This is a genomic window from Falsirhodobacter sp. 20TX0035, from assembly GCF_028307215.1.
GTDB lineage: Bacteria > Pseudomonadota > Alphaproteobacteria > Rhodobacterales > Rhodobacteraceae > Falsirhodobacter.
Genome location: NZ_JAQMHV010000003.1, coordinates 38693 through 64268, shown reverse-complemented (window position 1 = coordinate 64268; position 25576 = coordinate 38693). Strand labels below are relative to the sequence as shown.

At 67.4% G+C, this 25576-nt stretch carries 24 protein-coding genes; 11 read left to right on the top strand and 13 right to left on the bottom strand.

What is annotated here, in order from left to right; all coding sequences use genetic code 11:
* Positions 1 to 6: 6 nt before the first annotated feature.
* Positions 7 to 1476, bottom strand: a complete 1470-nt coding sequence (locus PIJ50_RS05665; RefSeq protein WP_271973491.1) for a leucyl aminopeptidase — start codon at positions 1474 to 1476, stop codon at positions 7 to 9.
* A 131-nt stretch (positions 1477 to 1607) separates the two neighbouring features.
* Here PIJ50_RS05665 and lptF point away from each other — a divergent pair, with 131 nt between their 5' ends.
* Genes lptF through rsmA form a run of 6 tightly spaced genes read left to right on the top strand, consistent with a single transcriptional unit; the run spans position 1608 to position 8972 of the window.
* Positions 1608 to 2714, top strand: coding sequence for an LPS export ABC transporter permease LptF (lptF, locus tag PIJ50_RS05660; protein ID WP_271973489.1), 1107 nt, complete (start codon positions 1608 to 1610; stop codon positions 2712 to 2714).
* On the top strand, positions 2711 to 3805 hold the full coding sequence (lptG, locus tag PIJ50_RS05655; protein ID WP_271973487.1) for an LPS export ABC transporter permease LptG: 1095 nt from the start codon (positions 2711 to 2713) through the stop codon (positions 3803 to 3805). The genes lptF and lptG overlap by 4 nt, the downstream gene beginning before the upstream one ends.
* Positions 3805 to 5958 carry an LPS-assembly protein LptD gene (locus tag PIJ50_RS05650; RefSeq protein ID WP_271973485.1) on the top strand — a complete coding sequence of 718 codons (2154 nt, stop codon included), beginning with the start codon at positions 3805 to 3807 and terminating at the stop codon, positions 5956 to 5958. The genes lptG and PIJ50_RS05650 overlap by 1 nt, the downstream gene beginning before the upstream one ends.
* A gap of 29 nt (positions 5959 to 5987) precedes the next feature.
* Complete coding sequence (locus PIJ50_RS05645; protein ID WP_271973484.1) at positions 5988 to 7187, top strand: peptidylprolyl isomerase; 1200 nt, start codon at positions 5988 to 5990, stop codon at positions 7185 to 7187.
* Entirely contained in the window at positions 7184 to 8146 is a 963-nt protein-coding gene (pdxA, locus tag PIJ50_RS05640; protein WP_271973482.1) for a 4-hydroxythreonine-4-phosphate dehydrogenase PdxA, read from the top strand. The genes PIJ50_RS05645 and pdxA overlap by 4 nt, the downstream gene beginning before the upstream one ends.
* Positions 8133 to 8972 carry a 16S rRNA (adenine(1518)-N(6)/adenine(1519)-N(6))-dimethyltransferase RsmA gene (rsmA, locus tag PIJ50_RS05635; protein ID WP_271973481.1) on the top strand — a complete coding sequence of 280 codons (840 nt, stop codon included), beginning with the start codon at positions 8133 to 8135 and terminating at the stop codon, positions 8970 to 8972. Before pdxA ends, rsmA begins: the two co-directional genes overlap by 14 nt.
* Before the next feature lie 27 nt (positions 8973 to 8999).
* Here the strand turns inward: rsmA and PIJ50_RS05630 are convergent, their stop codons facing one another.
* From PIJ50_RS05630 to yajC, 7 genes are all read right to left on the bottom strand, one after another.
* Positions 9000 to 9719 (bottom strand): DUF4167 domain-containing protein, encoded by a 720-nt coding sequence (locus PIJ50_RS05630; RefSeq protein WP_271973480.1) that lies wholly within the window; start codon positions 9717 to 9719, stop codon positions 9000 to 9002.
* Positions 9720 to 9914: 195 nt separating this feature from the next.
* Positions 9915 to 10745 (bottom strand): peptide chain release factor N(5)-glutamine methyltransferase, encoded by an 831-nt coding sequence (prmC, locus tag PIJ50_RS05625; RefSeq protein WP_271973478.1) that lies wholly within the window; start codon positions 10743 to 10745, stop codon positions 9915 to 9917.
* A complete protein-coding gene (gene prfA / locus PIJ50_RS05620) occupies positions 10742 to 11797 on the bottom strand; it encodes a peptide chain release factor 1 (protein ID WP_271973476.1) in 1056 nt (351 codons plus the stop codon). Before prfA ends, prmC begins: the two co-directional genes overlap by 4 nt.
* A gap of 39 nt (positions 11798 to 11836) precedes the next feature.
* Positions 11837 to 12193, bottom strand: a complete 357-nt coding sequence (locus PIJ50_RS05615; protein WP_271973475.1) for an Mth938-like domain-containing protein — start codon at positions 12191 to 12193, stop codon at positions 11837 to 11839.
* Positions 12193 to 13164, bottom strand: coding sequence for a protein translocase subunit SecF (secF, locus tag PIJ50_RS05610; RefSeq protein ID WP_271973473.1), 972 nt, complete (start codon positions 13162 to 13164; stop codon positions 12193 to 12195). Before secF ends, PIJ50_RS05615 begins: the two co-directional genes overlap by 1 nt.
* A 12-nt stretch (positions 13165 to 13176) precedes the next feature.
* The gene (gene secD / locus PIJ50_RS05605; RefSeq protein WP_271973471.1) at positions 13177 to 14844 is read right to left on the bottom strand and encodes a protein translocase subunit SecD; all 1668 of its coding nucleotides are present in this window, start codon (positions 14842 to 14844) and stop codon (positions 13177 to 13179) included.
* 25 nt (positions 14845 to 14869) lie between these two features.
* Positions 14870 to 15196 (bottom strand): preprotein translocase subunit YajC, encoded by a 327-nt coding sequence (gene yajC, locus PIJ50_RS05600; RefSeq protein WP_271973469.1) that lies wholly within the window; start codon positions 15194 to 15196, stop codon positions 14870 to 14872.
* 209 nt (positions 15197 to 15405) lie between these two features.
* Here yajC and serS point away from each other — a divergent pair, with 209 nt between their 5' ends.
* Positions 15406 to 16695: a serine--tRNA ligase gene (serS, locus tag PIJ50_RS05595; RefSeq protein ID WP_271973468.1), complete on the top strand. Its 1290-nt coding sequence runs from the start codon at positions 15406 to 15408 to the stop codon at positions 16693 to 16695.
* 16 nt (positions 16696 to 16711) lie between these two features.
* Here serS and PIJ50_RS05590 read toward each other — a convergent pair whose 3' ends face one another.
* Positions 16712 to 17302, bottom strand: a complete 591-nt coding sequence (locus PIJ50_RS05590; protein ID WP_271973466.1) for a lytic transglycosylase domain-containing protein — start codon at positions 17300 to 17302, stop codon at positions 16712 to 16714.
* 137 nt (positions 17303 to 17439) lie between these two features.
* Here PIJ50_RS05590 and ssb point away from each other — a divergent pair, with 137 nt between their 5' ends.
* Positions 17440 to 17967: a single-stranded DNA-binding protein gene (gene ssb, locus PIJ50_RS05585; protein WP_271973464.1), complete on the top strand. Its 528-nt coding sequence runs from the start codon at positions 17440 to 17442 to the stop codon at positions 17965 to 17967.
* Here the strand turns inward: ssb and PIJ50_RS05580 are convergent, their stop codons facing one another.
* A complete protein-coding gene (locus PIJ50_RS05580; protein ID WP_271973462.1) occupies positions 17968 to 19404 on the bottom strand; it encodes an APC family permease in 1437 nt (478 codons plus the stop codon).
* A gap of 230 nt (positions 19405 to 19634) precedes the next feature.
* Between PIJ50_RS05580 and PIJ50_RS05575 the strand changes: the two genes are divergently transcribed.
* Positions 19635 to 19871 (top strand): FliM/FliN family flagellar motor switch protein, encoded by a 237-nt coding sequence (locus PIJ50_RS05575; RefSeq protein ID WP_271973460.1) that lies wholly within the window; start codon positions 19635 to 19637, stop codon positions 19869 to 19871.
* Between the two features lie 30 nt (positions 19872 to 19901).
* On the opposite strand, the gene guaB is transcribed toward PIJ50_RS05575, so the two are convergent.
* Entirely contained in the window at positions 19902 to 21350 is a 1449-nt protein-coding gene (guaB, locus tag PIJ50_RS05570) for an IMP dehydrogenase (RefSeq protein WP_271973459.1), read from the bottom strand.
* A 60-nt stretch (positions 21351 to 21410) separates the two neighbouring features.
* Entirely contained in the window at positions 21411 to 22358 is a 948-nt protein-coding gene (lipA, locus tag PIJ50_RS05565) for a lipoyl synthase (protein WP_271973458.1), read from the bottom strand.
* A gap of 155 nt (positions 22359 to 22513) precedes the next feature.
* Here lipA and PIJ50_RS05560 point away from each other — a divergent pair, with 155 nt between their 5' ends.
* Complete coding sequence (locus PIJ50_RS05560) at positions 22514 to 23062, top strand: peroxiredoxin (protein WP_271973457.1); 549 nt, start codon at positions 22514 to 22516, stop codon at positions 23060 to 23062.
* 7 nt (positions 23063 to 23069) lie between these two features.
* Here the strand turns inward: PIJ50_RS05560 and PIJ50_RS05555 are convergent, their stop codons facing one another.
* Positions 23070 to 23969 (bottom strand): LysR substrate-binding domain-containing protein, encoded by a 900-nt coding sequence (locus tag PIJ50_RS05555; protein ID WP_271973455.1) that lies wholly within the window; start codon positions 23967 to 23969, stop codon positions 23070 to 23072.
* Positions 23970 to 24065: 96 nt separating this feature from the next.
* On the opposite strand from PIJ50_RS05555, the gene PIJ50_RS05550 reads away from it, so the two are divergent.
* Positions 24066 to 25571 (top strand): catalase, encoded by a 1506-nt coding sequence (locus tag PIJ50_RS05550; RefSeq protein ID WP_271973453.1) that lies wholly within the window; start codon positions 24066 to 24068, stop codon positions 25569 to 25571.
* Positions 25572 to 25576 lie beyond the last annotated feature (5 nt).

Genomic DNA, 25576 nt, shown 5'->3' with positions numbered 1-25576 from the left:
ACAACATCACCGTTCGAAACGGTCGCGGATCAGGCGGTTCAGCGCCAGCACGCCCCAGCCCGTCGCCCCCTTGGGCGCCAGAAGCGTGTCGCCCTTCGACAGCGCCGTGCCCGCGATGTCCAGATGGATCCACGGCATCCCGTCCTTCACGAACCGGCCCAGGAACTGCGCCGCCACGATGGACCCGCCCTCGCGTCCCGTGCCGACGTTGCGGATGTCGGCCACGCGGGATTTCAGCACCGCGCCATAGGCCTCGCCCATGGGCAGGCGCCACGCCCCCTCGCCCTCGGCCTTCGCGGCGGACAGGAAAGCGTCGCACAGCGGGTCGTCGTTGGAAAAGACGCCCGTGTGCTCATACCCCAGGGCCACGATGATCGCGCCCGTCAGGGTGGCGAGGTTGATCATCCCGCTGGGGTTGAAGCGTTCCTGCGCGTACCACATCACGTCGGCCAGCACGAGGCGGCCTTCGGCGTCGGTGTTGATGACCTCGATCGTGTCGCCCTTCATGGACGTCACGACGTCGCCGGGGCGCTGGGCCCGCCCGTCGGGCATGTTTTCCACCAGCCCCACAAGACCCACAACGTTCGCCTTGGCCTTGCGCAGCGCCAGCGCGCGCATGACGCCCGCTACGGTGCCCGCGCCGCCCATATCCATGGTCATCTCCTCCATCCCGCCGGCGGGCTTGATGGAGATGCCGCCCGTGTCGAACACGACGCCCTTGCCGACCAGCGCGAAGGGCGCCTCGTCCCCGCCGCCGTTCCAGTGCATGACCACGACCTTGGAGGGGGTTTCCGACCCCATGCCCACGCCCAGAAGCGCGCCCATGCCCAGCGCGGCCAGATCGGCCTCCTCCAGGATCTCCACCTCAAGGCCCAGTTCCTGCATGGCGGCCAGGCGGGCGGCGAAATCCTCGGTCGTCAGGATGTTGGCGGGTTCGTTGACCAGATCGCGGGTGAAGAACACACCCTCGGCCAGCGCGGCCAGGGGGGCGGCCTCGGCGGCCACGGCCTCGGGGCCGTTCACCATCATCGTGACGCCGCCGAAACTCTCGGGCGGACGGCTCTTGCGGTCGGTGAACTGATAGGCGCGCAGGGCCAGGCCGAAGGACAGCTCCGCCGCCTGCGCCACGGTGTCGGCCAGCACCAGCGCGCCCTCGGCGCCCAGCGCGCGGCCGATCGCGGCCCCCGCGCGGCGGGCGGCGGCCACGTCGTCCTTGCGGTCCAGCCGGATCACCTGCAGCGCCGGCGCGGCCAGCCCCGCCGGAAAGGCCAGATCCAGCCCCTCACCCGGTTTCAGCCGGGCGAACGCGTCCGAGGCCGCCACGCGCTTCAGCGCCCCGCGGGTCAGCCGGTCCACCTTGCGGGCACCCGCGCCCATCTTGCCGTCGGTGCCCAGGAACACGACCACACGGCCCGCCGCGCCCTCGACGCGGTCAAGATCCGTTTCAACGAACTGGATGGTCACGGGGGCGGTCATCGGCGTCTCCTGGGAAGGGCAAGGTTCCGCGTGAGCGTAGCCCCCGCGCCGGGGGAAGGCCAGATAGCAGTTTTCCCTGCCGCGGTCTTGCGCTACCTTGCCGCCAAACAACAAGAAGCATGAGGGCAGAGGTGGCAAGATTCGACAGGTACATGCTGTCGCAACTTCTGGCGCTGTTCGGTTTCTTCTCGCTGGTGCTGGTCGCGATCTACTGGATCAACACCGCCGTCGGCCTGTTCGAGGATCTGATCAGCGACGGTCAGTCCGCGCTCGTCTTCCTGGAATTCTCGCTTTTGTCGCTGCCCAACGTGATCCGTCTGGTGCTGCCGATCTCGGCCTTCGTGGCGACGGTCTATGTGGTGAACCGCCTGATGGCGGAATCCGAACTGGTGGTGATGCAGGCCACGGGCTTTTCGGCGTTCCGGCTGGCGCGCCCGGCCGCGATCTTCGGGGTGATCGTGGCCGTGATGATGCTGATCCTGATGAACCTGCTGGTCCCGATGTCCCGCACCATCCTTGCCGACCGCACGGCCGAGGTGCGCGACAGCCTCGCCTCGCAATTCGTGAAGGACGGGGAGTTCCTGCACCCCGTGGACGGCGTTACACTGTTCATCCGCGAGATTTCCCCGAACGGAGAGATGCAGGGCATGTTCCTGCAGGACGACCGGGGCGTCGAGCAGGTGATCTACACCGCCGAACGCGCCTTTCTGGTCCGGAACGAGACGGGGCCGAAGCTGATCATGGTGGACGGGCTGGCCCAGACGCTGGAAAACGGCCGTCTGGCCGTCACGCGCTTTGGCGACTTCACCTATGATCTGGGCGCCATGCTGGAACCCGCGGCCCGCGCCGCCCGCCGCATGAACGAGCTGTCGACCCCCGAACTCCTCTGGCCGACCGAGGCGACGATGACCGAAACGCGTTCGGACCGGAACGAGATGGTGTTCGAAGGGCATGACCGGCTGGGCCAGCCCTTCCTTGGCCTGGCCGCCACCCTGATCGGCTTTGCCGCCCTGCTTCTGGGCGCGTTCAGCCGGTTCGGGCTGTGGCGCCAGATCCTAGGGGCGGTGCTGCTGCTGATCCTGATACAGATGATCAACACCATCGCGGGCGCGCAGGGACCAAGGCTGGCCTTCGGCTGGGCGCTGGCCTATGCGGCGCCCGTCACGGGCTGCGCGATCGCGGTCCTGATGCTGTGGTGGGCGCAAAGGCCCCGCCGCCAGAAAGGGGGCCGGGCATGATCCTCAGCTTCTATCTGGCGCGGCGGTTCCTGTGGATGCTGGCCCGGGTGTTCCTGATCTTCTTCGGCATCCTCCTGCTGATCGACATGCTGGACCAGCTGCGCCGGTTTTCCGACGAAGGCGTGGGCGTGGCCCGCGCGTTCCAGCTGGCGCTGCTGCACGTTCCCTCCAGCCTTTACACCATCCTGCCGCTGATCCTGATCCTGTCCTCCATCGCCATGTTCCTGGGGCTGGCGCGGTCATCGGAACTGGTGGTGATGCGGGCCGCGGGGCGCGCGGGGCTGCGGATTCTGGCCGCGCCCACGATCACGGCCTTCTTCGTCGGGGTGTTGGTGGTGGCGGTGCTGAACCCCATCGTGGCCGGAACCTCCAACCGGTACGAGACGCTGTCGTCGCGCCTGTCGCACGGCAACACGCAGATCCTGTCCGTGTCGGGCGAAGGGCTGTGGCTGCGGCAGGGCGATCGTGAGGGGCAGACTGTCTTCCACGCCCGCCGCGCCAACGCCAACGGCACCAACCTGTCCGGCGTCACCGTCCTGTCCTTCGACAATGACGGCCAGCTGACCCGCCGCATCGCCGCCGACACCGCCCGCCTGACCCCGGGCGAATGGCAGCTGTCGGCCACCAAGCAATGGACCCTGGCCGACGCCGTCCCCGAGGCGACCGCCGTTCAGGCCGACACCCTGACCATCCCCTCCGACCTGACGCCCGACACGATCCGCGACGGCTTCCGCGCGCCGTCCGACATCCCGATCTGGGAACTGCCCGCCTATATCCGGGGGCTGGAGACGGCAGGCTTCCAGGCGCGCGAACACAAGGTCTGGTTCCAGAGCGAAATGTCGCTGCCGATCTTCCTTGCGGCCATGGTGCTGATCGCGGCGGGCTTCACCATGCGGCACGCGCGCCTGTCGCGGGTAGGCAACAAGGTGCTGCTGGCCCTTCTGGTCGGATTCGGGGTGTTCTTCCTGCGCAGTTTCGCGCAGGTTCTTGGGGAAAACGGGCAGATCCCCGTGCTGGTGGCGGCGTGGATCCCGTCCCTTGCCGCCGTGCTCGCCTCGTTGGGACTTCTGCTGCATCTGGAGGATGGCTGATGCGTCTTCGCTCTCGTCTGCTGGGCTCCGCCCTGGTCGCGTTCGCCCTTTTTGCCCCGCCCGCGCTGGCGCAGGACCGCGCTACGCTGGTGGCCGACGACCTTCAGATCCGCAACGACAACGTCCTGACGGCCACCGGCGGGGTGGAGGTGTTCTATCAGGGCCAGCGGATGCGCGCCTCCCGGGTGGAATACGACAAGGGGCAGGACAGCCTGACCATTTCGGGCCCCATCACGCTGGACGACGGCAAGGGCACAGTGGTTCTGGCCGATCAGGCGCAGCTGTCGGGCGATCTGCGGGACGGCATCCTGCAATCGGCCCGCGTGGTCCTGAACCAGCAACTGCAACTGGCCTCCAATCAGGTGAACCGGATCGGGGACCGCTACACCCGGCTGGGGCCGTCCGTCGCCTCGTCCTGCCAAGTCTGCGCCTCGAACCCGACCCCGTTGTGGGAGATCCGGGCCAGCGAGATCATCCATGACGAGCAGAAACGCGAGATCTACTTCCAGAACGCGCAGCTGCGGATGATGGGGGTGCCCGTCGCCTACATCCCCCGCCTGCGGATGCCCGATCCCACCGTGAAACGGATGCGCGGCGTACTGCAACCGACCTTCCGATCCACCTCGGACTTCGGCGCGGGGGTGCAGGTCCCCTATTTCTTCCCCATCGGGGAAAGCGCGGACCTCACGCTCACCCCCTATCTGTCGGCCAAGAACGCGCGGTCGATGGGCTACCGCTATCGTCAGGCGTTCAACGCGGGCTGGATGGACATCAACGGCGCCTTTTCGCGGGACGAGCTGATGGACAACAAGACCCGCGGCTATCTGTTCGCGACGGGGCAGTTCGCCCTGCCCGACAGCTACACCCTGAACCTGCGCGTCGACACGGTCAGCGACCCCGCCTACTTCTACGACTACGGGCTGGAGGAGCGGGACCGGCTGGAAAGCAGCGCCGAGATCACGCGCACCCGCCGCAACGAATACATCTCGGGCCGCATCCTGAACTTCCACTCCATCCGGGAGGGGGAGCCGAACTCCACCATCCCCTCGCTCGTGGGGGAGGCGCAGATTCAGCGCCGCTTTTCCGGCGGGCCGCTGGGAGGCGAGGCGGGACTTCAATTCTCGCTCTATGGCGCGGAACGCACCTCGGACAATCCATTGGACACGGACAAGGATGCGGATGACGATGCGGATGGCCGCGACACGCAGCGGGCGTCGATCGGGGTGGACTGGCGGCGCAACTACATCCTGCCCGCCGGGATCATGGGCACCGCGCTGGGCACGATGCGAACCGACATCTACAACATCAACCAGGACGTGGACTACGAAGGCACCACCACCCGCGTGTCCGGCGCGCTGGGGGTGGAATTGCGCTGGCCTTGGGTGAAGACCGCGGCCAACGGCGCCAGCCACGTCATCAGCCCCATCGTCCAAGCTGTGTGGAGCCCGAATGACACGCCCGACATCCCCGATGAGGACAGCACGCTGGTCGAGTTCGACGAGTCGAACCTGTTCGCGCTGAACCGTTTCTCGGGGCATGACGAATACGAACGCGGGGCGCGGCTGAATCTGGGCGTGAACTACACCCGCGTCGCGCCGGAGGGATGGAGCTTCGGCACCACCGTGGGCCGCGTCTTCCGCGAACAGGATCTGGGCCAGTTCTCCAACGCCTCGGGTCTGGATGAAAAGAACAGCGACTGGCTGGCCCAGTTCCAGATCATGATGAGCGAGGGGCTGATCATCACCAACCGCACCCTCTTCGACGACGACCTGCGGGTCACGAAGTCCGAGTTGCGGATGCAGGCCTCGCTGGATCGGTTCGACCTTGCGGCGAACTACGTGAAGATCCTGCCGGACGAGGAGGAGGACCGCGAAACCGGCCTGTCCGAGATGACGGTGGACGCCCGCTATCAGGTGACGGACGCTTGGTCGGCCCGCGCCACCTCGCGCTACGACTTTGCCGAAAGCCGGGCCGTGCGCGCTGGCGTGGGGGCCGAGTTCCGCAACGAATGCCTTGCGATGGAGGTTTACCTCTCGCGCAAGTTTTCATCCTCCACTAATGTGGATCCCAGCACGGAAGTCGGCCTTGCGGTCGATCTTCTTGGTTTCGGAAGCAAGAAGCAGCCCGGTCCCGCCGGGACCTGCCGAAGCTGAACGCCCGCACGAAGACGAGAGAAGACCGAATGACCCGTTATATCCTTCCGCTTCTGACGACCGCACTCGTGTCGGGTTTTGGCGCGGCCACGCCGGTTCTGGCGCAGAACCTGTTCGCCCCCCATGTCATCGTGAACGGCAGCGCCGTGACGGAGTGGGAGTTGGCGCAGCGCCGGCAGTTCCTGACCCTTCTGCGCGCACCGGGCGACATCGGCCAGCAGGCCGAGGATGGCCTGATCGAGGATCGCCTGCGTCTGGACGCGGCCAAGCAGATGGGCATCACCGCCTCGGATGAGGAAGTGCAACAGGGCATGGAAGAGTTCGCCCAGCGGGCCAACCTTTCGGCCGACCAGTTCATCACCCAGATCGAATCCGCGGGCGTGGACCGCACGACCTTCCGCGACTTCGTCCGCGCGGGCGTCGTGTGGCGCGGGGTGATCCGCCAGAAATACGCCTCCAGCGTCGTCATCAGCGACGCCGACATCGATCGCGCGATCGAGGCGCAGAAGCAGGCGCCGAACGTGCGCGTGCTCTTGTCCGAGATGATCCTTCCGGTGCCGCCGGGTCAGGAAAATCAGGCGCTGAACGCGGCCGAGGACATTGCCCGCCGGGTCCAGGCCGGCGAAAGCTTCGCCGAATTCGCCCGACAGTATTCCGCCACCCCGTCGCGGGAAAACGGCGGGGCGCTGGAGTGGATGCCGCTGTCGGACCTGCCGCCGCCGCTGCAATCGGTCTTCCTGAACCTGCGCCCGGGCGGCGTGACGCAGCCCTTGCAGATCCCGAACGCCGTGGCGCTGTTCCAGCTGCGCGACCGTCAGGAAACCGCCCCCACCAAGCGCCCCACGGAAGTGGAGATCGCCCGCTATCCCTTGCCCGCCGACAACCCCACCGGGGCCGCCGCGCAGATCATCGGACGGGTGGACGGCTGCAACGACCTCTACTCGGCCGCGCGCCGCGATGGCGTGGCGGTTCAGCGCGAAACGCGGTCTGAGGCGGGCCTTCCGGCCGAGCTGGCGACGGCCGTGGCCGGTCTGGACCAGAACGAGACCGCCGTGGTGACGGTGGGCGGTCAACCGACCCTTCTGATGGTCTGCGCCCGCCGCCCCATCGCCGAAGAGGCGGTGAACCGGGACGAGGTGCGCGGCGAGCTTCTGAACCAGCAGCTGAACGCCCGAGCCGCCGTGTATCTGAGCCAGCTGCGCGACGACGCGCTGATCCGTACGCCGTGACCCCCGTCGCCCTGACCTGTGGAGAGCCGTCGGGCATCGGCCCCGAACTAGCGGCCAAGGCGCGTCTGCGTCTGGGCGCGGACCTGCCCTTCTTCGTGATCGGCGATCCGCGCCATTTCGACATGCCCGTGACCGAGATCGCCACCCCGGCCGAGGCGCTCGACGTGGCACCGGACCGCCTGCCCCTTCTGCCGCACCGCTTCGGCGCGCCTGCGGTGCCGGGGCGGCCCGATCCGGCCAACGCCGCAGGCGTCATCGACGTGATCGCCACCGCCGTGCGTCTGGCCCTGGCTGGCGAGGTGTCGGGCGTCTGCACCGCCCCCATTTCCAAGAAGGCGCTGAAGGACGGGGCGGGCTTCGCCTATCCCGGCCACACGGAATACCTGGCCGCGCTGGCGGGGGTGGACCGCGTGGTGATGATGCTCGCCTCCCCCCAACTGCGGGTGGTGCCGACGACTATCCACATCCCCTTGGCGGACGTGCCCCAAGCGCTGACGGACGACCTTCTGGCCGACACCCTGCGCATCACGCACGCCGCACTGATCCGGGATTTTGGCATCGCCGCGCCCCGCATTGCCGTGTCGGGCCTGAATCCCCATGCGGGCGAAGGCGGAACCATGGGGCGGGAGGAAGCGCGCCTGTTCGCGGTGCTGGACGCCCTGCGGGCCGAAGGGATGGCGTTGACCGGCCCCCTGCCCGCCGACACGATGTTCCACCCGGCGGCACGGGCGCGTTACGACGCCGCCGTCTGCATGTATCACGACCAGGCGCTGATCCCGATCAAGACCATCGCCTTCGACGACGGGGTGAACGTGACGCTGGGCCTGCCGTTCGTCCGCACCTCGCCCGATCACGGGACGGCGTTCGACATCGCGGGACAGGGCATCGCCAACCCGTCCAGCCTGATCGCGGCCCTGCGCATGGCCGCCGACATGGGGGCCGCCCGTGTCCACGATTGACGGACTGCCCCCGCTGCGCGAGGTCATCAAGACCCATGATCTGGTGGCGAAGAAGCAACTGGGCCAGAACTTCCTCCTGGACCTGAACCTGACGGCCAAGATCGCGCGCATGGCGGGCGACCTGTCGGGATCCGACGTGATCGAGGTTGGGCCCGGCCCCGGCGGCCTGACGCGCGGCCTTCTGGCCGAAGGCGCCCGGCGCGTGCTGGCGATCGAGAAGGACGCCCGCTGCCTGCCCGCCCTGGCCGAGATCGCGGACGCCTATCCCGGCCGGCTGGAGGTGATCAACGCCGACGCGTTGACCATCGACCCGACCGACCGGCTGACGGGGCCCATCCGCATCGTGGCGAACCTGCCCTACAACGTGGGCACGGAACTTCTGGTGCGCTGGCTGACCCCGGCCGTCTGGCCGCCCTTCTGGGACAGCCTGACCCTGATGTTCCAGAAAGAGGTGGCGGAGCGGATCGTGGCGAAGCCCGGCTCCAAGGCCTATGGCCGTCTGGCCCTGTTGGCCCAGTGGCGGACCGAGGCGCGGATCGTGATGACCCTGCCGCCCGAGGCGTTCACCCCGGCCCCGAAGATCCATTCCGCCGTCGTGCACCTGAAGAAGCTGGACGAGCCCCGCTATCCCGCCGACGGCGCCGTGCTGGCGCGGCTGACGGCGGCGGCCTTCAACCAGCGGCGCAAGATGCTGCGATCCTCGCTGAAAGGCGTCGCCCCGGACATCGAGGATCGGCTGGTCGCGGCGGGCATCGCCCCCACCGACCGGGCCGAGGACATTCCCCTGGAAGGGTTCTGCGCCCTGGCCCGAGAAATCGCCAAATGAAAAAGCCGCCCCGAGGGGCGGCTTTTCTTATTCCACGGCCTCGCGGGGGCCGTTGTCCGCCGTGTCTTCCGGCTTCTTGCGCGGGCGGCGCGTGTTCGGACGGCGCGGCGTGTCGCCTTCGGCCTTGGGCTGACGGGGCGCACGCGGACGGCGGGGCTTTTCGGCGGCGGGGGCTTCCAGCGCCTCCACCGGCAGGTCCAGGCTCGGCTGCGGCTCGGGCGCGGTGTCCACAGTCGTCATGGCAGCCTCGACAGGCTCCGGCTCGCGCCGGTCGTGGCGTTCGTCGTCGCGGCGGTTGTCGGACCGACCCTCGTCCCGGTCGCGGCGGACCTCGTCACGGTCGCGACGGTCGTCGTCGCGGGCGGGACGGTCCTCGTCCCGGTCGCGCCGGTCATCCTCGCGGTCGCGGCGGGGCTGGTCGCGGGTGTCGTCGCGGCGCTGGTTGTGGTGCTGCTGGTTCTGGTTGTGGTGCTGCTGGCGGGCTTCCTGTTCGGCCGCCATCTCGCGCTGCGCCTCGCTCAACATGCGGGTGTAGTGCTCGGCGTGCTGAAGGAACGCTTCGGCCGCCACGCGGTCGTTCGACAGCTGGGCGTCGCGGGCCAGAACGAGGTATTTCTCGATGATCTGCTGCGGCGTGCCGCGCACCTTGCCCTCGGGGCCGGAGCTGTCGAAGACGCGGTTGATGATGTTGCCCAAGGGGCGCGGACGGTTCGATTTCGAACGCGAGCGAGATTTGGAGGAACGCATACTGTCCTTGTATCCGAATATCTGGCCTTGCGTATGCGGCACGCTCTGCCCGACCCGGGCGAGTTGTTCGGCGCTGCATCGGCGTGACCGCGCGGGCGCTGTTGACCAGTCCACCCTCCGCGTGTGTCCAATAAGCACCCCGCACGCGAACTGACAAGACCCTGATTGCGCTTTCCCCCGTGTTTTCGGTGTTTTTCAACCGATCCGGGGGGTGCGACCGGCAACAACCCGGTCCCTGCCATCCATATCTGGATGGATCCGCACATCGTCAAGACCCGTCGCGCGGAACAGGGCCGCCACGGGCGCCCCCTGCTCGGCCCCGATCTCCACCAGCAGGCGGCCGCCGGGGGCAAGGTGCGCGCCCGCCCCCGCCGCGATGGCGCGGTAGGCGTCCAGCCCGTCGCCGCCGGGCGTCAGGGCCATGCGCGGCTCCCAGTCCCGCACCTCGGGGGCCAGGGCGGTCATCTCGGCCTCGGCGATGTAGGGAGGGTTCGACACGATCAGGTCGAACCGCCCCTCCACCCGCTGAAACCAGTCGGACAGCAGGAAGGTGGGATGAAGACCCAGCCGCGCCGCATTTTCCCCCGCCACGGCCAGCGCGCCGGGCGACAGGTCCGTGGCCGTGGTGGCCGCACCCGTTTCGGCCATCAGCGTCAGGGCGATGGCCCCCGACCCCGTCCCCATGTCCAGCACCGAGCCGAAGCGTTCGGTCAAGGCCAGTGCGATCAGGCTTTCCGTTTCGGGCCGCGGGTCCAGAACCTCGCGCGTGACGCGGAACCGGCGGCCCCAGAACAGCCGTTCCCCCACGATCTGGGCGACGGGCTGGCGGGCCTCGCGGGCGGTCAGCGCCGTCTCAAACCGTGCGGCGGCGCGGGCGCCCACCTCGTCCTGCAGGTGCAGCACCAGACGGTCGGGGGCAAAGCCCATCATGTGCGCCAGAAGCCAGCGGGCGTCCCGCGCCGCGTCGGGCACCCCGGCCGCAGTCAGGCGGGCCGTGCCGGCGCGCAGGGCATCGGCGACGATCATGCCTCCATCTCGGCCAGCTTCGCGGCCTGGTCGTGCGAGATCAGGGCGTCGATGATGCCCGTCAGGTCGCCCGCCATGATCTGCGTCAGGGAATACAGGGTCAGGTTGATCCGGTGATCCGTCATCCGCCCCTGCGGGAAGTTGTAGGTGCGGATGCGCTCGCTGCGGTCGCCCGATCCCACCTGCGCCTTGCGGTCGGCGGCGCGGGCGGCGTCGGTGCGCTCCCGCTCCGCCTCATAGAGGCGGGCGCGCAGGACCTGCATGGCGATGGCGCGGTTCTGGTGCTGGGACTTTTCGGAACTGGTGACCACGATGCCCGTGGGCAGGTGGGTGATGCGCACGGCGGAGTCGGTCGTGTTCACGTGCTGCCCGCCCGCCCCGCTGGCGCGCATGGTGTCGATGCGGATGTCGGTGGCGGGGATATCGATCTCCACCTCCTCCGCCTCGGGCAGGACCGCCACCGTCGCGGCCGAGGTGTGGATGCGGCCGCCGGCTTCCGTCTCCGGCACCCGCTGCACGCGGTGGACGCCGGATTCGTATTTCAGCCGGGCGAAGACGCCTTCGCCCTGCACCAGCGCCGTCAACTCGCGGATGCCGCCCAGATCGCTTTCCACAAGGTCGATGATCTGGAACGTCCAGCCCTGCGATTCCGCATAGCGCTGATACATCCGCAGAAGGTCGGCGGCGAACAGCGCGGCCTCGTCCCCGCCGGTGCCGGGACGAATCTCGAGAATGGCGGGGCGGGCGTCGGCGGCGTCCTTGGGCAGCAGCGCGATGCGCAGGGCCTGCTCCATTTCCGGAATGCGGGCCTTCAGGGCGGGGATCTCGTCCTCGGCCAGCGCGCGCATCTCGGGGTCGGACAGCATCGCCTCCGCCTCGGCCAGATCGTCCAGCGCCCGGGTGTAGGCGGCGATCTCGGTCACGACGGGCTTCAGGTCGCCGTATTCGCGGCTAAGGGCGGCGATCTCGGCCGGCGGGGCGCCCGCGGACAGCTTCGCCTCGAGAAACTCGAAGCGGCGCGTGATCTGGGCGAGTTTGTCCATTGGAACCATGGGCGTCGGAATGGCGCAGGACGCCCGCCCGGTCAAGGGCTAGACGGGGATCAGTGCCACCGCGATCAGGCGGCCTTCGGCCAGCAGCAGATTGTAGGTCCGGCACGCGGCGGGCGAGGACATGACCTCCACCCCCACGCCGGCCTGTTCCAGCGCGTGGCGCAGCGCGCGGGGGGCATGGGCGATGTCGCCCCCCGTGCCTAGGAACAGCACGTCGATCCGGTCCGCCAGCGCCAGCAGGGGCGCCGTGTCGTCATACCCGCCCCAGGCGATCGTGCTCCACGGCGACACCAGCAGCGGGCCCTGAAGGGCCTGCCCCGCGATGCGGAAGAAGCCCGGGCCATATCCCTCGATCGGCTGCGCCTCGGGGTAGGAGATTTCCTCCATCATCGGCATCAGGCGTCGATGTCCGCGAACTTGGTGCCGGCCTTGGATTTCGGCTTCGGCTCCCGGTTCACCCCGATCCAGAGGACGAGGTTCTTGGCCATGTAGATCGACGAGTATGTGCCCAGCAGCACGCCGAAGATGATGGCCGACACGAAGCCGCGCAGCACGTCGCCGCCGAAGATCAGCAGCGCGAACAGGGCGATCAGCGTGGTGGCCACGGTCATCACGGTTCGGCTCAGCGTTTCGTTCACCGACAGGTTCATCACGTCGCGCAGGGGCATAGTCTTGTACTTCTGCAGGTTTTCCCGCAGCCGGTCGAACACCACCACCGTGTCGTTGACCGAAAACCCGAGGATGGTCAGAAGCGCCGCCACCGTAGTCAGGTCGAACCGCATCTGGAACAGCGACAGGATGCCCACGGTCACCAGCACGTCGTGGACAGAGGCGAGGATCGTGCCCACCGCGAACTGCCATTCGAAGCGGAACCAGATGTAGATCCCGATCCCCAACGCCGCGAGGCCCAAAGCCAGCACCGCCGACTGCACCAGTTCGCCCGACACCTTGGGCCCCACCGATTCGACGGACGGGAAGGTGATGGACGGGTCGATCGCGCGCAGGGCATTGCTGACCTTTTCCACCGACTCCGTGCTGGCGGCGGCGCTGCCCTCCTGCGCCTCGATCCGGATGGAGGCGACGTGCTGGTCCGCGCGGAAGGTCGGATCGAACACTTCGGTGATGATGACGTCGCCGATGCCCAAGGGCTGCAACGCCTCGCGATAGGCGCCGACATCGACGGGCTGCGACGATTCCGTCCGGATGGTCGTGCCGCCGCGGAAGTCGATGCCGAAGTTCAGCCCCATCACCGCCACGATGATCAGCGAGGCGATCATGACGGCGATGGAGGACCCGAAGGTCAGCCATTGCCAGCGGAAGAAGTCGATCTTCGTGTTGTCGGGAACAAGCTTCAGACGAAGGGCCATGTCCGCTTCTCCTTACACGGTGATGGTCTTGGGCCGGCGCCACGCGTACCAGGTGGCGATCAGCGAACGGGCGACGAAGACGGATGTGAACATCGAGGTGATGATCCCGATCCCCAGCGTCACGGCAAAGCCGCGCACGGGGCCGGAGCCGACGGCGAACATGATGATGGCGGTCAGCAGCGTCGTGATGTTGGCGTCGATGATCGCCGACAGCGCCTTTTGGAAGCCTTCGTCCAGCGCGCGGACCGGGTTGCGGCCGGCGCGCAGCTCCTCGCGCACACGCTCGAAGATCAGGACGTTGGCGTCCACCGCGGTGCCCATGGTCAGCACGATGCCCGCGATGCCCGGAAGCGTCAGCGTGGCGCCCAGCAGCGACAGGACGGCGAAGATGGCGATCACGTTGATGGTCAGGGCGATGTTGGCGATCATGCCGAACCAGCCGTAGCAGGCGACCATGAACACGACGACCGCGACCATCCCGATGATGGAGGCCATGCGCCCCGCGTCGATGCTGTCCTGCCCCAGTTCCGGCCCGATGGTCCGTTCCTCGAGGAAGTCCATCCCGGCGGGCAGCGCCCCGGCGCGCAGAAGAACGGCGAGTTCCGTGGAATCCTCCACCGTGAAGTTGCCGGTGATGATCCCCGACCCGCCCGGAATGGCGGAGTTGATGACGGGGGCCGAAATCACCTGATCGTCCAGCACAATGGCAAAGGGACGGCCGATGTTCTGCGCCGTGTAGTCGCCGAAGATGCGGCCACCGGCGCCGTTGAAGCGGAAGTTCACGGCCGGGGCGTTGTTCTGGTCGAACGCGGGCTGCGCGTCCACCAGCTGTTCGCCCGACACCACGGGCGTGGCCTGCACGATGTAGAAGACGCCGGGTTCGTTTTCCGAGGGCAGCAGCTCCTGCCCGGCTTCGACCGGCGCGTTGGCGTCCGCGGTGCGGCTGACGACCGAGTTGAAGGTCAGCTGCGCGGTGGTTCCGATCAGGGCCTTCAGCTCGTCCGCCGATCCGATGCCCGGCACCTCGATCAGGATGCGGTCGTCGCCCTGGCGCTGGATCGTGGGTTCGCGGGTGCCCACCTCGTCCACGCGGCGGCGGATGATCTCCAGGCTCTGCTGCATGGTGCGCTGGTCGGTGGCGGTGCGTTCAGCCTCCGACAGCTGGATGGTCAGGGTGTCGCCCTGCCCCTGCACGTCCAGATCGCTTTGCCCGGTGCCGGTCAGCGTCTGGATCGGCTGTGCCAGCCCCTGAGCGATCTGCACCGCGCGGGCCATGCCTTCGGGGTTGGAGATCTGGATGCGCAGCGTGCCGGGGTCGGACGCCACGCGGCGCACGCCCCCCACCTCGGCCCGCGCGTCGCGCAGGGCGTCGCGCATTTCGGGCCAAAGGGCGTCCACGCGGTCGGCATAAACCTCGGCCAGCCGCACCTCGGCCAGAAGATGCGCCCCGCCCCGCAGGTCAAGCCCGAGGTTCATGAGCGAGGACGGCATCCAGTTCGGCCAGCCGTCGATGGCGGCCTGCTGTTCGGGCGTGGGGGCGGTGCCCTGTTCGGCCACCGCCGCCCGCGCGTCATTGTGGTTCTCGACCCGGCCATAGAAGGCGTTGGGAATGGCGAACAGGATCGCAAGGGCGCAGAGCGACCAGATCACGATCCGTTTCCATGTGGGTATCTGCAGCATTCTTCAGGTCCGGGTCAGGAATGGGTCAGGCGACGGGTTCGGTCTTGGAGATGACCTGCGCGATGGTGTGGCGCAGGACCTTCACCTTCACGCCCTCGGCGATCTCCACCTGAACCTCGTTGCCTTCGGCGACGTGAACGACCTTGCCGATGATGCCGCCTTGCGTGACCACTTGGTCGCCGCGGCGCAGCTGGTCTACCATGGCGCGGTGTTCCTTGACCTTCTTCTGCTGCGGACGGATCAGAAGGAAGTACATGATCACGAAGATCAGGATCAGCGGGACGAAGCTGGTCAGGGCGCCGGCGGCGCCGCCCGAAGCGGCCGTCTGGGCAAAGGCGGGGGTTGCGAACATGCGTTATCCTCGTCTGGCGCGGGGCGCGGCCCCGGGATTGTCGGTGGCGCACCCTAATGGCCCCCCCCTGCGATGGCAAGCGCGCGCCCTTGGGGCAAATGGGCGCAAGGCCCCCGGGCTAACGCGATTGTCATGCGATTTTTCCGGTTCCCCCGTTGGGCGCGATGGGGCATAGGAAACCCGGACCCCATGATGCAGGAGCCTTCGACATGCACGACATCCGCGCCATCCGCGAAAACCCCGCCGCCTTCGATGCGGCGTTGTCGCGTCGCGGGGCCGAGCCGATGTCGTCGCGCATCCTGGCGCTTGACGAGGCGCGCCGCAGCCGGATCCTTGCGGCGGAAACCGCGCAGGCCGAACAGAACCGCGCCAGCAAGGACGTGGGCGCCGCCAAGGCCGCCGGCAACGACGCCGAATTCGAGCGTCTACGCGGCCTTGTCGCCCAGAAGAAGGCCGACATCGCCCGCCTGAACGAGGAAGCCGCCGCCGAGGATGCGCGCCTGCGCGACCTGCTGCTGACCATCCCCAACCTGCCCCGTGCCGACGTGCCCGACGGCGCGGACGAGGACGGGAACGTGGAGCTGCGCCGCTGGGGCAGCCCCCGCAATTTCGCCTTCCCCCCGAAGGAGCATTACGAGATCGCGGGTGCGAAGCCCGGCCTCGATTTCCAGACGGCGGCAAAGCTGTCGGGCAGCCGCTTCGTGGTGCTGAAGGGCGCGATGGTGCGCCTGCACCGCGCGCTGGCCCAGTTCATGCTGGACACGCATGTGGACGATCACGGCCTCTCCGAAACCTGGACCCCGGTTCTGGTGCGGGACGAGGCGATGCTGGGCACTGGCCAGCTGCCCAAGTTTACCGAGGACAGCTATCAGACCACCAACGGCTGGTGGCTGATCCCCACCTCCGAAGTGACGCTGACCAACACCGTGGCGGGCGAAATTCTGGATTGGGAAACCCTGCCCATCCGCATGACGGCCCATTCCCAGTGCTTCCGGTCCGAGGCCGGCAGCGCGGGCAAGGACACGGCAGGCATGCTGCGCCAGCACCAGTTCGAGAAGGTGGAGATGGTGTCCATCACCACCCCCGACCAGTCCGCGGCCGAGCATGAGCGCATGACCGAGTGCGCCGAGGCGATCCTGCAGAAGCTGAACCTGCCCTACCGCGTCGTCGTGCTGTGCACCGGCGACATGGGCTTCGGCGCGACCAAGACCCACGATCTGGAAGTGTGGCTGCCCGGTCAGGACACCTACCGCGAGGTGTCGTCCGTGTCCGTCTGCGGGGATTTCCAGGCGCGCCGGATGAACGCGCGCTTCCGCCCCGAAGGCGGCAAGCCGGAATTCGTCCACACGCTGAACGGCTCCGGCCTGGCCGTCGGGCGCTGCATGATCGCGGTGCTGGAGAACGGGCAGCAGGAGGACGGCTCCGTCGACCTGCCGCAGGCGCTGTGGCCCTATCTGGGCGGCAAAACCCGCATCTTGGCCGACGGGGCCTTGGCCTGAAAACGCGGGGCGGCGGTCAGCCGCCCGCGATGATCCGCACGTAGTTCTGGGTTTCCGCGTAAGGCGGGATCCCGCGATACTGCTCCACCGCGCCGGGGCCGGCGTTGTAGGCGGCCAGCGCGTGGCGCCAGTTGCCGAACCGGTCGTACATCATCCGCAGATAGCGCGCGCCGCCGTCCAGGTTCGATTCCGGATTGTCGATCGACGCGCCGATCAGCTGCGCCGTGCCGGGCATCAGCTGCGCCAGCCCCCGCGCCCCCTTGGGCGACACCGCGGCGGGGTTCCAGCCGGATTCCTGCTGCACCAGACGCAGGAATAACTCCTCCGGAACGCCATGCTTCTTGGCCGAAGCGCGGGCGGCCGCCAGATACTGCCCCCGGTAGCTGCCGCGATAGGTTCCGCTGAAGCTGGTAACCGCGGCGTCCCGCGCCCGCTCAGACGGCGGTTGCAGGCGGGTGGAGCCGGAATATTGCCGTGCGGCCCGTGTATCCAACACGCTGAACCTGGAAAGAGGGGCCGATACGGGGTGTTTCGCGAATATCCCTTCGGCCAAGATCGGCCCCGAGGTGATGACCACCATCGCGGCCGCAAGCGTCATGATGCGCATGCATTCGTCCTTCACTGTCCCGCCCGGCACTTTACACGAACCGGTGGCTGAGGCCAGCGGCACGTGCGCCATCGGCGGATTGCGTCACAACGGGGGGCGGTGTAAGCCTTTCCGAACCAAAAATGGAGTAAACGCGCATGGCGGGTTCGGTCAACAAGGTCATCATCGTCGGCAATCTGGGCCGCGATCCGGAAGTGCGCAGCTTCCAGAACGGCGGCAAGGTCTGCAACCTGCGGATCGCCACCACCGAGACGTGGCGCGACAAGGCCAGCGGAGAGCGCAAGGAGCGCACAGAATGGCATTCCGTCGCGATCATGGATGAAAACCTGGTGCGCGTGGCCGAACAATACCTGCGCAAGGGATCGAGCGTATATCTGGAAGGCCAGCTGGAAACCCGCAAATGGCAGGACCAGAGCGGGCAGGACAAGTACACGACCGAGGTGGTGCTGCGCCCCTTCCGTTCGACCATGACGATGCTGGGCGGGCGCGGCGACGGCGGCGGACCCTCCGGCGGCGGGTATGAGGATCGCGGCGGCTCGCAGGGCGGCGGCTACGACTACGAGGGCGGCTCGCAGGGCGGGTCCTCGTCGCGCGGCGGGGCGTCGCGTCCGCAGCAGGGTGGCGGCGGACGCTCCAACGACTTCGACGACGAGATCCCGTTCTGATCAGCCCTTGCGGACCTTGGACGGATCCTCGTCCAGATGGCCCGCATCCTTCATGGTTCCGGCGGACACGCCCGTCTGCCGGTTCCACATCCAGGTCAGCGCCCAGAGCACGACGCCCAGACCCAGAAGCCAGGCCGCGATCCGGTATTGCCCCATCTGGCTGGCGCTGCGCGCCCAGGGGCCGACCAGGAAGGCGCAGGTCACGGCCCCCACCCACGGCCCCCAGACGGGCGCGCGGAAGTGGCGTTCGGTCGCCGGCGTCCGGCGGATCACCAGAAGCGACACGTTCAGGATCGTGAACACCCCCAGCAGCAGCAGCGACGTTGTGCCGCCCAGAAGGCTGATCGCCCCCGTGTCCGACCACAGCACCACCGCGCAGATCAGGGCGAAGGCCAGCACCGTGGTGAACAGCACCGCCACCCAAGGCGTGCGGCGCACCGGATGCACGCGGCCCAGCACCGGCGGCAGGACCCGCTGCCGCGCCAGGCCGTAGATCAGCCGGCTGGCCATCAGCATGTTGATGAGGGCGGAGTTCGCGACCGCGAACATCCCGATGAACGGGAAGATCGTGTCAAAGGGCAACCCCGGCGCCCCGGCCCGCACCACCTGCGTCAGGGCCGAGCCTTTTTCGGGGTCCGACAGATCGCCCACCGGAACCAGCGCCACCGCACAGATCGACACGAGGACGTAGATCACCCCGGTGATCGCCAGCCCCGACAGCATGATCTTGGGGAAGGTGCGGACGGGATCGTGCACCTCCTCGGCCATGTTGACGGAATCCTCGAACCCCACCATGGCGAAGAAGGCCATGGCCGTGGCGGCGGTGAGTGCGAGGAACGCGCCCTTTTCATCGGCGGACTGGAAGACCATCACCTCGGAAAAGTCGGCCCGGCCCTGCGCCATCGCGAAGAGGCCGATGAAGATGATCAGCAGCAGGCCCGACAGTTCCACGCAGGTCAGCACCACGTTGGCCTTCACGCTTTCCCCCGCACCGCGGAAGTTGACGGCGGCGACCAGCGCCATGAAGCCCAGCGCTACCGCCAGAAGCCCGCCCTTACCCAGGCCCAGCCCCAGCCCGTCGTTCAGGAACCCCGCAAAAGCGTTCGACGCAGTAGAGGCCGAGGTGATGCCCGAGCACATGACCGTGAAGGCCACGATGAAGGTCAGGAAGTGGATGCCGAACGCCTTGTGCGCATAAAGCGCCGCGCCCGCCGCCTGCGGGTACCGCGTCACCAGTTCCAGATAGGACAGGGCCGTGATGGTGGCGACGGCGAAGGCCAGAAGGAACGGCGCCCAGGCAGCGCCCCCCACCTCCCCCGCCACGGTTCCGGTCAGGGCGTAGACCCCGGTTCCCAGGATGTCGCCCACGATGAACAGAAGCAGCAGCTTCGGCCCCATGACACGTTTCAGTTCCGGCTGGTCGGCTCCAGTGCTCATTGCCACGTCCCCCCTCTTTTTCATTCATCTGCTCCGTGAATGGCGCAGAACAGGCACCCGTGCAAGGAGAGGCTTCGCCCCCCGGATTGTCACGAAACCTTTTCATCCCTGTGGGTATGATGACCGTCATTCTTCCCGGTGCCGCAGGTTGCGCGGATCTGCGTATCAAGACGCGTGCTTCCCACGCTGCCACCCAAAACGGACCCTGCTTCTGACGGAAAGCCAATGACATGGATGACGCCCATTTCGACGCCCTGAACATTCGCCTGACGTTTCACGTCGGCGACGCGATGGTGACCCTGGCCGATCTGCGCAAGATGGGCCCAGGCACGCTGGTGACCCTGGACCGTCCCAAGGCCACCACGGTGGACATCCTGGTGAACGACCGTCGCATCGGCACCGGAGAAGTCGTGACCGTGGACGGCAAGACCGGGATCGAGATCCGGACCCTGTTCCAGAACGGATAAGGCCACGCCCGAAGGCGTGGCCCCCTTCCTTCAGCCGATGCGGTAGTTCGGCGATTCCCGCGTGATCTGCACGTCGTGGACGTGGCTCTCGCTCAGCCCCGCATTGGTGATGCGGACGAACTGGCAACCGGTCCGCATCTCAGCCACGGTAGCGCTGCCGGTATAGCCCATGGAGGCGCGAAGCCCGCCGACCAGCTGGTGGATCACCGCCGCCGCCGTGCCCTTGTAGGGAACCTGCCCCTCGATCCCTTCCGGCACCAGCTTGTCGGACGCCGCGTCCTTCTGGAAATACCGGTCGGCCGAGCCGCGCGCCATGGCACCAAGGCTGCCCATCCCGCGATAGGACTTGAAGCTGCGGCCTTGGTACAGGATCACCTCCCCGGGGGATTCGTCGGTGCCCGCGATGGCCGATCCGACCATGGCGCAGGACGCGCCGGCCGCGATGGCCTTGGCGAAATCGCCCGAGAACTTGATGCCGCCATCCGCGATGATCGGGATGTCCCCCGCACCGCGGGCCGAATCCATGATCGCGGTCAGCTGCGGCACGCCCACGCCCGCCACGATGCGGGTGGTGCAGATGGAACCGGGGCCGATTCCCACCTTCACCGCGTCCGCGCCCGCGCCGATCAGCGCGCGCGTGGCTTCGGCCGTGGCGACGTTGCCGGCCACGACCTGTATGTCGCCGGACAGGGCCTTGATCCGCTCCACCGCCTTGGCCACGCCGGCGGAATGGCCATGCGCGGTGTCGATCACCACCATGTCCACGCCCGCGTCGATCAGCGCCATCGACCGTTCGAACCCGGCATCCCCGGTGGTGGAGGCTGCGGCCACGCGCAGCCGGCCCAGACCGTCCTTGCAGGCGTTGGGGTTCAGGACCGACTTTTCCGTGTCCTTCAGCGTCAGAAGGCCGGTCAGCTTGCCCTGCCCGTCCGTGACCAGCAGCTTTTCGATCCGGCGCGCCTTCATCAGGCTGATCGCGGTTTCCCGGTCGGCCGGTTCCTGAAGGATCGCGAGGTTTTCCGACGACATCATCACCGACACCGGCGTCCGGTCGTCCGAGGCGAAGCGCATGTCGCGGTTCGTGACGATGCCGACCACGCGGCCGCCTTCGTCCACCACCGGGAAACCGGTCACGTTGTAGCGGGCCTGAAGGGCCTTCGCGTCGGCCAGCGTCTGGTCGGCGCGCAGGGTGATCGGCTTGTAGACGATGCCGCTTTCGAACCGCTTCACGCGGCGGACCTCATCGGCCTGCTGTTCGATGTTGAGGTTGCGGTGGATCACGCCCATCCCGCCGGCCTGCGCCATGGCGATGGCCATCCGCGCCTCGGTCACCGTGTCCATCGCGGACGACAGAAGCGGTATGTTCAGGCGGATCGATTTCGTGACGTAGGTGGACACGTCGGCGTCGGACGGCAGGACCGAACTGGCCCCCGGCACAAGCAGGACATCGTCGAAGGTAAGCGCCTCGCGAATCTCCATGGGGCATCTCCTTGGAAGGGTTCGTTTGACGGTTCCCTGTTTCACGCCCCCGGCGGTTCGTCAAGCACCCAGCTTGGCCAGACGCGCCGCTCGCAGACGCTGGAAGTCGTCGCCCGCGTGATAGGAGGACCGCGTGAGCGGCGTGGCCGACACCATCAGAAAACCCTTGTTGTAGGCCGCCTTTTCATAGGTCGCGAATTCCTCCGGCGTGACGAAGCGGTCCACGCGGTGGTGCTTCGGCGTCGGCTGCAGGTATTGCCCGATCGTCAGGAAGTCCACGTCGGCGGCGCGCATGTCGTCCATGACCTGCCGCACCTGCGCGCTGTTTTCCCCAAGGCCCACCATGATGCCCGACTTCGTGAAGATGGTCGGGTCCAGTTCCTTCACGCGCTGCAGCAGGCGCAGCGAATGGAAGTAGCGGGCGCCGGGGCGCACCTCCAGATACAGGCCCGGAACGGTTTCCAGGTTGTGGTTGAACACGTCGGGCTTGGCCGCCACCACGGTTTCCAGCACCGAATCCGCGCATTTCAGGAAGTCGGGGGTCAGGATCTCGATCGTCGTGCCGGGGGAACGGTGGCGGATCGCGCGGATCGTCTGGGCGAAATGGTCCGCCCCGCCATCCGTCAGGTCGTCGCGGTCGACCGAGGTGACGACCACGTGGTTCAGCCCCAGCTTCGACACGGCATGCGCCACGCGGCCCGGTTCGAACGCGTCCAGGTTCTGCGGCTTGCCCGTCGCCACGTTGCAGAAGGTGCAGCCGCGGGTGCAGATCTCGCCCATGATCATCATGGTGGCGTGGCCCTGGCTCCAGCACTCGCCCACGTTGGGGCAGCCGGCCTCCTCGCACACGGTTACGAGGCGGTTTTCCTTGATGATGTCGCGCGTTTCCTTGTAGCCCGCCGAGGTGGGGGCCTTCACACGGATCCATGCCGGCTTCTTCGGCTGCGCGTTGTCGGCGCGGTGCGCCTTTTCGGGGTGACGCTGGTCGGGAATCTTCAGATCGCGCATGGCAAACCTCCCTCGCGCTGGCTTGGGGCAAGACATAAGGCCAAACGCCCGCCCGCGCAACCGGAGCCGCTTGATGCCGCCTGCCCGTCCCATTAAAGTCGCGGCCGGGGAGGAGCAGGCGATCCGTCAGGATCATTGTTCCAGAGGACGACAATATGCAGACGGGTGTGAAACTCCCTCAGGTGAATTTCCAGACGCGCGTGCGGGATGAAAGCATCGGCGGGCCGAACCCGTTCCGGTGGGAGATGAAGACGACGTCGGATTACTTCGCCGGCAAGCGCGTCGTGCTGTTCGCCCTGCCCGGCGCGTTCACGCCCACCTGCTCCACCTTCCAGCTGCCGGGCTTCGAACAAGGCTTCGCCGACTTCCAGGCGCTGGGCATCGACGAGATCTATTGCCTGTCGGTCAACGACGCCTTCGTGATGAACCAGTGGGCCAAGTCGCAGAATCTGCAAAACGTGAAGGTCATCCCCGACGGATCGGGCGAATTCACCCGCCGCGTGGGCATGCTGGTGCGCAAGGACAACCTCGGCTTCGGTCTGCGGTCGTGGCGCTATGCCGCCATCATCAACAACGGCGTGGTGGAGGCGTGGTTCGAGGAACCGGGCCTGTGCGACAACTTCACCGACGATCCTTATGGCGAATCCTCGCCCGAAACGCTGCTGAACTGGCTGCGCGAGGATGCCAAGGCCAAGGCGGCCTGAGAAGGCCCTAGCGGACCTGCGCCAGCCGCTGGTCCGCCGCCTGTGTCAGCGCCCCTGCCAGGGTGGTGAACCAAGGCTCGGCCGCCGTGCCGGCCCGCCCGATCAGCGCCACGTCGCGCGACGGTTGCGGGTCGGCGAAGCGGGCCACCCGCATCAGGGGATGCGCCGCCCGTTCGGTGGGCACGGCGATTTCTGGAAGGAACGTGAAGCCCACGCCCTGCCCCACAAGCCCCGCCAGCGTGGAGAGGGACGACGCGCCCAGATCCAGCCGCGTGCCGCGCCGTTCCAACCCGCACACGTCCAGCGCCTGGTCGGCCAGACAGTGCCCTTCGTCCAGCAGCAGCAGTTCCTCGGGGTCCAGCGCCACGGGCCGCAGCGCCTCGACCGACCCCAGCGCCTCCAGCCGAGCATCGCTGCCCGCCAGCAGGAAGCGGTCGCGGAACAAGGGCACCGTCACCAGATCGGGCGCGCCCACGGCCGTCGCCACCACGATCGCGTCCAGCGTCCCGTCCTCCAGCCCCGCCAGAAGACGGTCGGTCTGCGCCTCCCTCAGCCGCAGTTGCAAAGGCAGGCGCGGCAGCAGGTCGGGCAGAAGATAGGGCGCGACCGTGGGAATGATGCCGATGTTCAGCCGCCCACCCAGCGCGTGCCGCCGGGCCATGGCCTCGATCTCCCGCACATCGGTCAGAACGCGGGCAGCGCGGCGGGCCACCTCGCGCCCCGCGGGGGTCAGCCGGATCGTGCGGCCCCGTTCGATCAGGGCCACGCCCAAGCCCGCCTCCATCTCGCGGATCTGCATCGAAAGCGCGGGCTGCGTGACGTGAACGCGCGCGGCGGCCTGGCCGAAATGGCGCGTTTCGGCCAAAGCAAGGAAATAGGAGAGTTGGCGCAGGGTCAGCATCATCATCAGCTAATCTGATCGTGATCCCAAGTAAATCCGATTTTCCTTTATTCCACGGATGCGGCATCCAGCGAGGGACTGCCACTCGTGAAAGACGCAAAAATGAGAGATGAATCCAAACCCCGCCTCACCACGACGGCAGGCGCCCCTGTCGCCTCCAACAGCACCAGCCAGACGGCCGGCGCCCGCGGCCCCGTGCTGCTGCAGGACTATCAGCTGATCGAAAAGCTGGCCCACCAGAACCGCGAACGCATTCCGGAGCGGGTGGTGCACGCCAAGGGTTGGGGCGCCTTGGGGACCTTCACCGTGACGAAGGACATTACCCACCTGTCGGCCGCCAAGGTCTTCGACACCGTCGGCAAGAAAACCGAGGTCCTGACCCGCTTTTCCACCGTGGCCGGTGAACTGGGCGCGGCGGACGCCGAACGCGACGTGCGCGGCTTTTCGGTGAAGTTCTACACCGAGGAAGGCAACTGGGACATCGTGGGCAACAACACGCCCATCTTCTTCATCCGCGACGGCATCAAGTTCCCGGACTTCATCCGCACGCAGAAGCGCCACCCTAAGACGAACCTGCGGTCGCCCGAGGCGATGTTCGACTTCTGGTCGGCCCATCCCGAATCGGTGCACCAGGTAACGATCCTGATGTCGGACCGCGGCATTCCGGTGAACCCGATGCACATGCACGGCTACGGCTCCCACACGTTCAGCGTCTGGAACAAGGATGGCGTCCGGCACTGGGTGAAGTTCCACTGGCGCTGCGAACAGCCGATCCGCAACTACACCAACGCCGAGGCCGAGGTGCTGATCGGCAAGACGCGCGAAAGCTATCAGGAGGACCTTTTCAACGCGATCGAGGACGGCCGTTTCCCGAAATGGAAGCTGCACATCCAGGCGATGCCGGAAGAGGACGCGCTGCGCACCCCCTACAACCCGTTCGACCTGACCAAGGTCTGGCCCCATGCCGACTATCCGCTGATCGAGGTCGGCGAGATGGAGCTGAACCGCAACCCCGAGAACTACTTCGTCTTCATCGAGAACGCGGCCTTCAGCCCGTCCAACGTGGTGCCGGGGATCGGCTTCTCGCCCGACAAGATGCTGCAGGCGCGCATCTTCTCCTATGCCGACGCGCACCGCTATCGCCTGGGCACGCATTACGAGGCGCTGCCCGCCAACGCGCCGAAATGCCCGGTGCACCATTACCACAAAGACGGCGCGATGCGCTTCTTCACGAACGACTTCGGCAATCCCGACGCCTATTACGAGCCGAACCAGCATGGCGGCCCGGTGGCGGATACGTCGGTACAGGAACCGCCCCTGAAGATCTCGGGCGATGCCGACCGTTACGTGCAGGAGGATACGGACGCCGATTACGTGCAGCCGCGCGCGTTGTTCAACCTGCTGCCCGCGGAGGAAAAGCAGCGCCTGTTCGACAACATGGGCGCGGCCATGGGCCCGTGTTCCGCCGCGGTGAAGGAACGCTGGCTGGCCGTGCTGTGCCGTGTGCATTGCGATTACGAGGCCGGGGTCCGGGCCGCGTTGCAGAAGAACAGCGACGTGAACGCCATTCCGGTGACGCACCACACCCCGGTCGAAGCGGCCGAATAAACGAA